An 11,015-nucleotide genomic window follows, 5' to 3' on the forward strand; every position below is an offset into this window, starting at 1 on the left:
ATCAATTAGATTAATTATCATTCACCTGCGAACTTCTTCCCTTTCAGACTGCTCTAATACACTGAAATACCAATAAACACTCAAATTTCCTCAATAGTCTTTAGAGATGAATAAGAGATTACTGTGCTTCCACAATGTAAATGTAACCGCATACATTTTACAGCTTTAGCTATTTTATACTAAGCTTCTATGGCGCTATAAAAGTAATAATACAAGGAAGAAAAACATGCATAAATTTAATTTTGGTTGTTCGGTCGAACTGTTAACTAACAATATTGCTCAAGTGACTATTGAGCCTGGCGTTGAGATCACTCTAGAGATGTTAGGGGAATTTGATGAATACATGAGTCAAACTTTTAATCATGACTATGCCTTACTCGTCAATAAGCAACACAGATATACTTATTCCTTCGAAGCCCAGCTTTGCATGGCATCTCAAGAAAACTTAAAGGCAACGGCCGTCGTCTTCTACGATGAAAATGAAGCGAAACTCCCCCCACAATTTAGCCAAAGACGCCAGATAGATGAGTTGAATATACGCCTCTTCTCAGGCATCAACGACGGTAATAAAACCGCCATCAACTGGTTAGAAGAACAGCTATCGACAGAGAAGCAGCTCGAGTTAACCTCATAAGACTATTTGCCATCTTGAATCATTAGGGCATCTAATTGTTTAATAGAGAGAGGAAATATCTACAGACTTCATTACAGAAATAATGATCATCCCAATACCTGACAGCGACAAAATATCTAAACTATCGCTGCTCAACATGTCAGGCCACAGACCTAAACTGACAACGAGTGCTTACTGCTAAAGCTAAAAATAAGCGCTAGCATGGCACTCATTAGGATCGCCAGCTAATACTAGATCGACTATCCAAAACAGCCATAGCCAGCAAGTATTAATGGCACAAAATATTGCAATCCACCATTCATCCATAGTCCCAGTCACAAACTGACTAAAATCACTGAACGACGCCATCACAAGAATCTCTAAGGCATAGATAAACAGTGGCGCGTCACAGCATAGCGGGCGTTACATGACTATCAACAGAATCACACCTGCTGATATTTTTCTACCAGCCGATTGATTGTTTCACAAATACTCTCTATCAGTGACTGCCTGACAGGGGTTGGATTTTTTGATTTAAATGACCATAAACTTATAGGAAAGCAAACAGCTTGATTCAACTCTTTAATATTTAAACGCACTAAAGACCCCGCAATAAGATCGTCATGAACCAGACCTTTAGGCAATAATGCCCAGCCTTCATGAATTTCAAGCAAGGCTTTCAGCACGCTCATATTCTCTATCCTTTGATAATGAGGCGACAACACCACCGAGGATTGCATATCTGCAGTGATACAATCTTCAGGGACCAGCTGCCTAACTCCTCTCAATTGTGTAATACCTACTTTTTCTGTCTCTGAAACTTTCACCAATGGGTGTCCAGCCCCTACCACAGGAATAAAGTGTAAGTTAGCTAAATGAATATATTGCATCCGGCTTATCGCCTTCCCCTTAAAGGATACCCCCAAGCCTAAATCAGCCTCACCGGCTTCTAACTCCGCAATGATCTCTTGCCTGCTTCGATGTAACCAATGAATGTTGGTATCGGGAAATTTTGAACGAATCGCTTGAACGCTTAAGGTTATCAGTTCCTTTGGAATTAAATCACAATGCACAATCGTTAATTCACTCTCAATACCTTCACCTATGCTGGCACTCAAGGATTCAAAAGAGGAGGTGTACTCAGCTAAGTTTTTAGCGTGCGCCAATAAAGCATGACCGTCACGAGTGAGCACAGGAAATTTAGCCGAACGCTCGAAAAGCCCGTAGCCCAAATCTATCTCTAAATTTGCGATCACTTGACTGAGAGTCGACCGATCTCGTCCTAACGTTCGCGCAGCGGCACTAAAGGACCCAGTTTCAGCCACAGTAACAAAGGCCCTGATCTGCTCATAACTTAAGCTCATGACAATCCCCCCTAGCGTGGATCTCATCCATCAACTCTGATGTGTATCCATAGAATGTACCACATATGATAAGGCGACATTGACGACTACGAGGCATACACATGAAGATTCACTTTACTGCACTTACTTGTATATTCACCTTAGGTCTTGCTGGGGCAAGCACATTTACAGTCGAAGCCTGCACAGACGTTGCTTGGAATACCAAAACATTCGGCACGCTCATTAGCCGAACCAATGATTGGCTAGAGCCAACGAAAGGAGAGATCCGGGTACTACCAGCAGGTTCAGAACGGCTCTTACTAGGTTTAGACAAAGCTGGCGGAAAATACAAAACCAAATACACAGTTGCGGGCATATTCTCATATGGAGGCTTAGTTCATGACGTCGTTAATAGCGAAGGCATGCGAGCTAGTGTTCTGTATTACGGACCTATGACCATGGGAGAAAAGCTTAAAGGCAGCGTGTCTCAACTAACATACGGTGAGTATCTGGCAACTAATTTTGCCAATGTAAAAGAGGTGCTAGCTAACATTAACCAGATAAAATCCACCTTAGTTGAGCTTCCGGGGCTTCCTATTGCACCTAAGTTCCACTGGACTGTGACTGATAAGTCTGGCGATCGCGCGATTATCGAATTAGATCCTGAAGGGGTGAACGTCTACACAGGTGAAGACGCCCAGGTCATGACCAATCAACCTAGCGTAAAAGCGCACATCGATAATTGGGACAAAGTCTGGTCCAAACAAGAGCTAGCGAATTCCAATGGAAAAAGCATAATAGGTGAGAAAGGTAATGTTAACCCAGAGCAAAGGTACCTACATGCTCGCTATTTTCTATCGCATCTAACCGAACCTCAAAGCACCATCAATGGCTTAATGAAATTACAGGCCACTGTCGTCAAGGTTCCTCACGACGCGCCAAATAGAATTGTCGATGGCGAGATGACTGAGTACGCCACCGAGTGGACCATAAGCCAGAGTCTGGAGACAGGAACCACCTTCCTGGAATATACATGGGGCGATGTCTTTACCCGTTTTAACCTTAACGTTTACACACTTATCGAAAACAACAAACCAGTGAGAATCAAGTTAGATGATCCAAATCTGGCCGGGGATATCACCCAGAAGATAATCGACTTAAGTAATAAGTAATAAGTAATAAGTAATAAGTAATGAGCATATCAGGTCACCTTACTCTAATCATTAGCCTAAGGTGACCTAACGACTTAATGGCTATGCAGCAAGTTAGATAAAGCTGGCCCTACCTTGCTAAAGGAGTCATCAAGCTCGCCTTTGTAGCAGTTCAATACCCAAGGATAACTGTCGGTAATGTAATAGCCATATTGGCCATCGATTGTCATGCCATTACATTCATCTAAGTCACCTTGCCCGGATAAAAACTCATAATCACCTCTGAATTGACCGTCATAATCACTACTGGCTATGCCACCGACTCCATCAATAGGCGTTGTATAGCCACTTACGGGTTGTCTAGCACCGCCATTCGCTTTCAAGATAAAACTAGACTCAGCTTCACGGACTAAACTGGTCTGAGGGTCTTGAAAGCAGGGGCCATATACCGGGAAGCCATCTGCTGCAAAACCGATAACAGGCGACACCTCTCCTGTGGCAGCACAATCTAAGTCATACATAGCCATAGGGCTGCCATGATAATGATAAGTGCCATCAGGCTGAACATGGGCATTATGTTCATCGGTGCCAAAGTTATTCAGCTGTGACATAGGGTCATAACGCCAAGGATTATCAATTTGATCTTGGCCGCAACCAATCTTCTCTTGGCCCAAAGGCTCGTTACCTACCCCATAACACGCTGCGGCCAACAGATCGATAGCAACTCCATTGAGCATCACAGCATTAGTAACACCTAGGTTTAAACTTGTGCTGCTTTGCACCTGCAGAGGCTGACTATTAATAACATAATTGGAGTCCTGCACAGACACATTAGTTGCAAAGCTTGCTTGAGCATCATTGAAGTCATGATTTGGAATATCATTAGCTTGTACAACACAGTCCCCATTACTCATTGCAATGGTTAGATCTCCGCTGAATCCCATAGCTCGTTGAAGATCCATGACATTGGAGAAGTAACTGCCTTCATAACTACCACAGCTACCGGCACGGCTGGTAAATTCAACATTGGTGATATCCACAGACTCTGTAGTGGCTATCACATCGATTAAATCTTCATTACTATCGACCTGACCATCGTTGACAATCAAGGATACTTGATAGCTTCCTACAATATCGGGGGTGAAATCCGGTTGCGATGAAGTTTGTCCATTCAAACTGGCATTACTGCCATCAGGCATCGAAGCAAACACCCAGTTATATGACAAGCTATTACCATCGGCATCACTACTTGCTGTACCATCAAGATTCACAACGCTGCCAACAGCCTGTGTTATATCGGCTCCAGCATTTGCCACAGGCGCGATATTCGAAGCTGGTACATCAGGTGTAGTATCAGTCCCACTACTGTCATTACCTGAATCACTATCAGAACCACCACACGCCACTAATAATGTACCTAGCGCGACTATCGGTAAACTTCGCTTTAAACCTGAAAATGTATTATTAAATTGCATCATTTATCCCCCAGAGATCCCATCTCATACTTAACGACTCCAACCAGTTGTTAAATATTGGTTAACAATACGATTTTAAGCAATACACTAAGGTGTAAAACAAGGTAAAGCTGTGTCAAGCTGACTTTGAAGTGCAAAGAGCAAGGCTCGCCATGTAATTGAGGCTAGTTTGCAGGCTGCGTAGTAAGTAAGATTAACCGACAGGCATTATTTCCAGTGACTAACTCCTCCTGAGGAAACGACTCAAGGTAATCTTCATATGCGCTGTTCATAACAGGGGGGAACTGAGTTATATGACTTTCCATAGCCATTATTTTTCTGATTTTATAAGCCGTTATATCGACCTTAATACTGACCTCAGCATCATCGATAGGCCTAGCGACACGATAATCTAAAGCAAATTTACTTGCCGAATTCGCCAGTTCATCAGCCTGAGATTCAGATACGCCAAAATATATCCCAAGCTTAGAAAAATACGTTTCAACCAAGATATTCATGGTTTTATGATCTAGGTTATCCGTGATCCCTCCTCTTACAAAGGTCAATATTGCTTGGGGCTTTTCACGCTCAATAATACTGTGAACAGCAATAAGAAGACTTTCAATATCTTGATTAAGCTTACCATCAGAAAAACGCAGGAATATCGGGGCTTGCAGACCTAAAATAGCTACAGCTTCTAATGCTTCTTGCTCCCGTACTTTAGCCAGCTTAGACCCAGATAGCCCTTGGCCTGAATGGTCACTACCAGCATCTCCAGAAGTGGCGTATACAGGAAATACTTTTATGCCTAGATCGGCTAACTTTGCCAAAGTACCCGATACCCAAGTTTCATCATCGGGATGGGCTAACAATACAACAACGGATTGAGTGTCTATGAGCTTTGTCTCCCGAGTCAACTGACAAGAACAAGCTAGTAAAGTAAGAAACATAATTATACAGCTCATCTTCATTAATTTCATGATACACACAAACATCAGCCTCATTGTGTCACCTCAAACCGTCGTAACAGAGTAAAGATCGACTTAACGTTTATTTAAAATTCTATGGATATATTTTCACAAACAAACTATACAGATGTATAGATCCATGTGTCATCTAAGTATAGCTAATCAACCTTGAGACACCCATGATCTACTTTAATAATTTAACAGGTCGAAATTATAATAAAGTCTACGATGAAGAGGCTAATAATCCACCAGCAGATTACGACCCCATCATCTTCAATCTCGATGATCGCCAAGTAGAGAATGCAGTAAATGAAGATTGGCAGCGGGTGATACCAGGGCAAATGGCAATGGTGGTTCAGGGCGACGAAAAACTAAGTACAACTGTCTATAAAATTAGTGCCATAGAGCGAACAAAAGACGTAACCACCAATACCGAAGGTTTTATTGTCCGTGGCTCAGTGCTTAGTAAATTGTCAGTTAAAGGTAACCGCTATAACATCTCTTTCATGTTACATGGTATCGAGCACAAGAGACTGACCGATGGCAGCTTTCAGCGAGATGTCAATCTGATATCAGCGGCTGAATATTGATAACCTACAATCACTAACCTATACGTTTGATGCCTAAGATGACTTCTTGATTTAATTTTTCTATGCAGGTTTCACAAATACAAGAATTGGAGGATGGCATTGCACCTTGCAATACATCTTTTGGCGGAAAAGAAACGCGAGTGCACCAGCAAGTATCTATCGCTCCCCCTGACTCCACAGCACAAGCGTTACCTCGTTGACAGAGAGGACAAAGGCCCTGCTCAACGACAAGCTTATTCATCTAAATCAACTCTCATTATGTTAGGCATCCGATCCGCTGAATGGTTAACGCCATCATATAGTGTCACACCTTCCTGCAATAGCTTTTGAAGTTGAAAAGGGTCACCCTCTAAGCAAGCCACATTGAATGCATATAAGTGGGGATTAGAACGTCTCTGGTGATGGGTATAGATCCCACATTGAGAGCAGAAAAAATGTTTCGCACTATGAGTGTTGAATTGATAAAGACTCAATACTGTTTGCCCTTTGACGATCTGAAGATCGGATAAAGGCACAGAAGCAACAATCGCCCCACGCCGCCTACACATGGAGCAATCGCATCTACGAGGGTCGACTAAACCTTCGGGTAAATTTATCTTAAGCTCGACAGCACCACAGTGACAGCTCGCCTTAAATAGGTTTGTAGCCTGTATCATTCCTCACATCTCATAAAATAGGGCATGTAACTATACATGCCCTATTTAAGTATATTCAACGGATAAACTAAGAAGCGTTAATTTTCCTTAGATTTCTCGGATCCCAAAACAGACCCGGATACTTCCTCACCATAATATCCCTGATGTTTATGGTATTTATCCTTTAACCCCTGTACATCACCTTTAAAGCGTGGATCTTGAGGCCTTTGGTGATAATTAATATAGGCAGCAACATCCCAAGCCTCTTGGTTAGATAGCTGGAAGCCTTTAGCAAATGGCATGTTCTCATAGATAAAATAGGCTGCGGTATTGACTCTGTGCATACCCGCTCCCCAATTAAAGCTGTTCTCGCCCCATAACGGAGGCAGAGAATCAACTCCCTTCATCTCTACCCCTTGACCATTATCACCATGGCAGGTCTGACAATGGGCGCCGTACACCACTTTTCCTCTCTCAGGAGAGTAGGCTAACTTAGGCTTATCGATAGAAGGAAAGCCCTTACCGGGTAGCTTAGCTCTTTGCTCGACCGTGAGGGCCTGCTTTATTACCTCCGGAACAGGAAAATCAGCTCGCTTACCACCTTTTACCAACTCCTCGTCACTTAACTCAGGGACGGCTCCTGCAACTTGATATTTATCCATCAAGCCACTCATGCCTAACCAGTAAGAATAAGCTGACAGGGCGACGAGTTCAGGGCTTCCCTTACCAGGAGCTATACCATTCATCGAGTAAGTGAAACAACCTTGAAGACGTTCCTCATAACTGTTGACCTTATCGTTTTTCTTACGGTATGCAGGATAAGCAAAATAGGCAGCCCAGAGAGGCGATGCATTGGCCTGTTGGCCTGCATTCATATGGCAGTTTGAGCAGTTAAGCTCATTGCCAACCTGTTTATCCTTCAACTGCTGAGTATCAACGAAGAGTTTATACCCCAAACGCACTTTATCCCCAAATTCTCCCTCGGGAATAGAGGCTAAACTTCTTGGTTTTAAATACTCACCGGCAGCAGACTTAGGTACAGAGGTCAACTCCGCTTGCTTATCTTGCAACTCTGTAGCCTGAGCAAGGGAAACATAGGAAAATAAAGCAGCAAATACCACAGTTAGCCAAGCAAAGGCCACTAAAACTTTTTTCAAAAAATTCATGAGTGACTCCTATTCTAGCGTGGAAAAATATTGTGATAAGGCATCGATTTCGCTAGCGGTAAGCTTAGCCGCTATATCGCCCATAATCCCGTCGATATCCCCTTTGCGTGAACCTGTTTGCCAGGCTAGCAGTTGAGCCTTAAGGTAATTAGCCTGTTGACCCGCCAAACGCGGAAACTGACCACCACCAATCCCCGAAGGGCCATGACAAGTGACACAAGCTGGGATAATACGCTCCCAATCCCCTTGGTAAACCAGACGCTCGGTAGGATCGTCATAGCTGACCTTTTCCCCACGGACATGAGTAGAAACATCGGCTACATCTTGAGATGAGAAGTATTTAGAAACCTGCTCGATAGCCTCTCCCTGAACCGTCATAGCCATGGGCCCCATGGTCGGATTTTGACGTTGCCCAGTTTGAAAAAGCTTAATCTGTTGTTGAATATATTCGGCGGAAAGGCCTGCGAGTCTTGGACCTACGGGATCAATCCCTTGGCCTTGCAGACCATGACAGCCTGCACACAACTGAGCTGAAGCAGGCATAGGCGCAGCTTTTGTCTTAGTTTCAGCCGTCGACCCTGTTACTGTTCCGGCAAAAAACTGACCACTTAACAGTGTTACAAGGCCTTGTTTCCTAAATCGATTGAACCTTTTGCAGCTTATGTGATCTGATCTTCCAATGTGGTTATTGGAAACATCAAGATGGGTAAAGCTAAGCGTAAAATGACCAATTGGTCTCAGTACAACAAGGCATTGATTAATCGAGGGTCCTTGACCTTTTGGATTGATGAGCACGCCATTAGCTCTTGGTGTTGCTCTGAACATCACGGCCGCCGTGGCCGTGGGTATATTTACTCTGATGTTGCTATTGAAACTGCATTGGTTGTTAAAGGTGTATTCAACTTATCACTGAGAGCACTAGAAGGTTTCACTACCTCGGTTTTCCAGCTTATGGATGTGCCACTAACCTCACCAAGCTATAGCTGCATTAGCAAACGTGCCAAGACCGTAAATATCAAATATCGCTCACCGAGTCGTGGCTCTGTGGCACATGTAGTGATTGATTCAACGGGCCTCAAAGTTTACGGCGAGGGAGAATGGAAGACTCGAAAGCATGGTAAAGAAAAGCGTCGTACCTGGCGTAAGTTACACCTCGCAGTAGATGCTAATACGCATGAAGTCGTAGCAGCAGAAGTCACTCTGGTTAACGTTGCTGATAATGAAGTGTTACCCACATTAATCAAGCCGTTAAGAAGACAGATTAAACAAGTTTCTGCTGATGGAGCATACGACACCAAAGCGTGTCACAAACTACTTCAGCGTAAAGGTTGCAAACCCACTATCCCACCAAGAAGCAGTGCTGGGTTTTGGGAGGATGGGCATCCTCGAAACGAGGCAGTGAGAGCCCTCAAAAATAATGAGTTAGCGCAATGGAAGAAGGAAAATGACTATCACTTACGGTCACTATCTGAAACAGCAATGTACCGATATAAGCAACTAATTAGTCCGAAACTTAGCCTACGAGATTATAATGCTCAAGTAGGTGAAGCGCTGGCAGGTGTAAAGGCAATGAACAAAGTCATAAGACTAGGAATGCCAGTTAGGAAACAGGCTGCCTAGTTAGCTCAAACCCTTGGAGTAGCTGCATCTATAGCGAGGATTTGATCAACAACGCCGTGTTACAACGATAAGTGTAAAGAGATGTCTCATGTTAATCACCCAATGAATACGCCCACAACACATTAAATGTACCATAGATGTAACGCAACTGTATCACATGTGTGTCATCGAGTTAGTTCAGAGATAAACTTAAATACTGATAGGAGGAAAGGGTGATGCTGGTCGATATTGGAATAGCTCGTATGCCGCGCATAGGCTATAAATATCTAGAACTTAAATATTTTGTAGAAAGCTAATGCACTTAATATAACTAAAACAGATAAAAACCATTTAAATACTATCCATGAAGTCGGTCTGAGTTGAACCCATTAAAAAATGCCCCATCACAAGACGGGGCATTCAATTCCAGCTTTATGCATTACAGCAACTAAAAATAACTTATTGCCCTGGGCGTACACCTAACGTATGACAAATGGCATAGGTCAGTTCCGCACGGTTAAGGGTATAGAAATGGAAGTCTTTAACCCCTTCACGAGACAAGACTTTAACCATGTCGATAGCCACGTTTGCACCTACCATCTGACGCGTCGCGGGATCATCATCTAAACCTTCAAATTGCTTGTGTAGCCAACCTGGAATAGAGACGTTTGTCATGCCAGCAAAACGCTTAAGCTGCTTAAAGTTAGTCACAGGCAGTATGCCCGGAACGATTTCAACATCAATACCTGCCGCGACACAACGGTCACGGAATCTTAGGTAAGACTCGACATCGAAGAAGAACTGAGTAATAGCCCGATTTGCACCGGCATCTATCTTCTTTTTAAGATTAATCAAGTCCGCCTGTGCATTCTTTGCATCAGGGTGAACTTCAGGATAAGCCGCCACTGAGATATCGAAATCGGCGACAGAGCGCAATAGACGTACCAAATCGTTAGCAAACCGGGTCGGCTTAGGGCTACCATCGGGAAGATCCCCACGTAGCGCGACTATGTCTCTTATCCCTGAATTCCAGTAATGTTTAGCCAGCTCTTTGAGCTCTTCATCACTGGCATCGACTAAGGTCAAATGAGGTGCAGCGACCAAATCAGTCTCTCTCTGGATACGTTCAATCACACCATGTGTACGGTCTCGAACACCAGAGTTCGCACCATAAGTCACAGAAACAAACTTAGGTTTCAATGGCTCGAGACGACGAATAGAGTTCCAGAGGATCTTTTCCATCTCTGGTGATGCAGGAGGGAAAAATTCGAAAGAAACATTAATATCACCATTAAGCTCAGCTAAGCTCTGATTTAGTGATGTTGAATGTTGTGCGTGATGAAAACCCATTCCTATTCCCTCTACAGCTCGACTTAACTGCTTTAACTGATTAAGCGTAACTAAAATAATAAACATTATAAATGTATATAAATAAAACCATCTAGACGTTTGGACGTCTAGACACCCATATTAGTGAAGCTGAGTTTGAAGTCAAT

13 protein-coding genes are annotated in these 11,015 nt (G+C 43.3%); 4 read left to right on the forward strand and 9 right to left on the reverse strand.

Annotated features, from left to right (window positions below; all coding sequences use genetic code 11):
* The first annotated feature begins 226 nt into the window (after nt 1-226).
* Nucleotides 227-634 carry a hypothetical protein gene (locus sps_RS14500; protein ID WP_077753184.1) on the forward strand — a complete coding sequence of 136 codons (408 nt, stop codon included), beginning with the start codon at nt 227-229 and terminating at the stop codon, nt 632-634.
* Between the two features lie 183 nt (nt 635-817).
* Here the strand turns inward: sps_RS14500 and sps_RS28670 are convergent, their stop codons facing one another.
* Both sps_RS28670 and sps_RS14505 read right to left on the reverse strand, forming a co-directional pair.
* Nucleotides 818-982: a hypothetical protein gene (locus sps_RS28670; protein ID WP_179948375.1), complete on the reverse strand. Its 165-nt coding sequence runs from the start codon at nt 980-982 to the stop codon at nt 818-820.
* Nucleotides 983-1,056: 74 nt separating this feature from the next.
* Nucleotides 1,057-1,977 carry a LysR family transcriptional regulator gene (locus sps_RS14505; protein WP_169915771.1) on the reverse strand — a complete coding sequence of 307 codons (921 nt, stop codon included), beginning with the start codon at nt 1,975-1,977 and terminating at the stop codon, nt 1,057-1,059.
* A 101-nt stretch (nt 1,978-2,078) separates the two neighbouring features.
* Here sps_RS14505 and sps_RS14510 point away from each other — a divergent pair, with 101 nt between their 5' ends.
* Nucleotides 2,079-3,128: a linear amide C-N hydrolase gene (locus tag sps_RS14510; RefSeq protein WP_077753186.1), complete on the forward strand. Its 1,050-nt coding sequence runs from the start codon at nt 2,079-2,081 to the stop codon at nt 3,126-3,128.
* A 74-nt stretch (nt 3,129-3,202) separates the two neighbouring features.
* On the opposite strand, the gene sps_RS14515 is transcribed toward sps_RS14510, so the two are convergent.
* Together sps_RS14515 and sps_RS14520 are read right to left on the reverse strand one after the other, a co-directional pair.
* Nucleotides 3,203-4,585 (reverse strand): YHYH protein, encoded by a 1,383-nt coding sequence (locus sps_RS14515; protein WP_218919593.1) that lies wholly within the window; start codon nt 4,583-4,585, stop codon nt 3,203-3,205.
* 161 nt (nt 4,586-4,746) lie between these two features.
* Nucleotides 4,747-5,511 carry a PIG-L deacetylase family protein gene (locus tag sps_RS14520; RefSeq protein ID WP_237157842.1) on the reverse strand — a complete coding sequence of 255 codons (765 nt, stop codon included), beginning with the start codon at nt 5,509-5,511 and terminating at the stop codon, nt 4,747-4,749.
* 197 nt (nt 5,512-5,708) lie between these two features.
* Between sps_RS14520 and sps_RS14525 the strand changes: the two genes are divergently transcribed.
* Complete coding sequence (locus sps_RS14525) at nt 5,709-6,119, forward strand: hypothetical protein (protein ID WP_077753188.1); 411 nt, start codon at nt 5,709-5,711, stop codon at nt 6,117-6,119.
* A 13-nt stretch (nt 6,120-6,132) separates the two neighbouring features.
* Here the strand turns inward: sps_RS14525 and sps_RS14530 are convergent, their stop codons facing one another.
* From sps_RS14530 to sps_RS14545, 4 genes are all read right to left on the reverse strand, one after another.
* A complete protein-coding gene (locus tag sps_RS14530) occupies nt 6,133-6,360 on the reverse strand; it encodes a cysteine-rich CWC family protein (protein ID WP_077753189.1) in 228 nt (75 codons plus the stop codon).
* Complete coding sequence (locus tag sps_RS14535) at nt 6,353-6,775, reverse strand: GFA family protein (protein WP_077753190.1); 423 nt, start codon at nt 6,773-6,775, stop codon at nt 6,353-6,355. The genes sps_RS14530 and sps_RS14535 overlap by 8 nt, the downstream gene beginning before the upstream one ends.
* 77 nt (nt 6,776-6,852) lie before the next feature.
* The gene (locus sps_RS14540; RefSeq protein WP_149027282.1) at nt 6,853-7,920 is read right to left on the reverse strand and encodes a c-type cytochrome; all 1,068 of its coding nucleotides are present in this window, start codon (nt 7,918-7,920) and stop codon (nt 6,853-6,855) included.
* 9 nt (nt 7,921-7,929) lie between these two features.
* On the reverse strand, nt 7,930-8,463 hold the full coding sequence (locus sps_RS14545; RefSeq protein ID WP_077753191.1) for a c-type cytochrome: 534 nt from the start codon (nt 8,461-8,463) through the stop codon (nt 7,930-7,932).
* Nucleotides 8,464-8,622: 159 nt separating this feature from the next.
* Here sps_RS14545 and sps_RS14550 point away from each other — a divergent pair, with 159 nt between their 5' ends.
* Nucleotides 8,623-9,540: an IS5 family transposase gene (locus sps_RS14550; RefSeq protein ID WP_077751385.1), complete on the forward strand. Its 918-nt coding sequence runs from the start codon at nt 8,623-8,625 to the stop codon at nt 9,538-9,540.
* A gap of 438 nt (nt 9,541-9,978) precedes the next feature.
* Here the strand turns inward: sps_RS14550 and metF are convergent, their stop codons facing one another.
* Nucleotides 9,979-10,869 (reverse strand): methylenetetrahydrofolate reductase, encoded by an 891-nt coding sequence (gene metF, locus sps_RS14555; RefSeq protein ID WP_077753192.1) that lies wholly within the window; start codon nt 10,867-10,869, stop codon nt 9,979-9,981.
* Between the last annotated feature and the right edge of the window lie 146 nt (nt 10,870-11,015).

The organism is Shewanella psychrophila, assembly GCF_002005305.1.
Classification (GTDB): Bacteria; Pseudomonadota; Gammaproteobacteria; order Enterobacterales; family Shewanellaceae; genus Shewanella; species Shewanella psychrophila.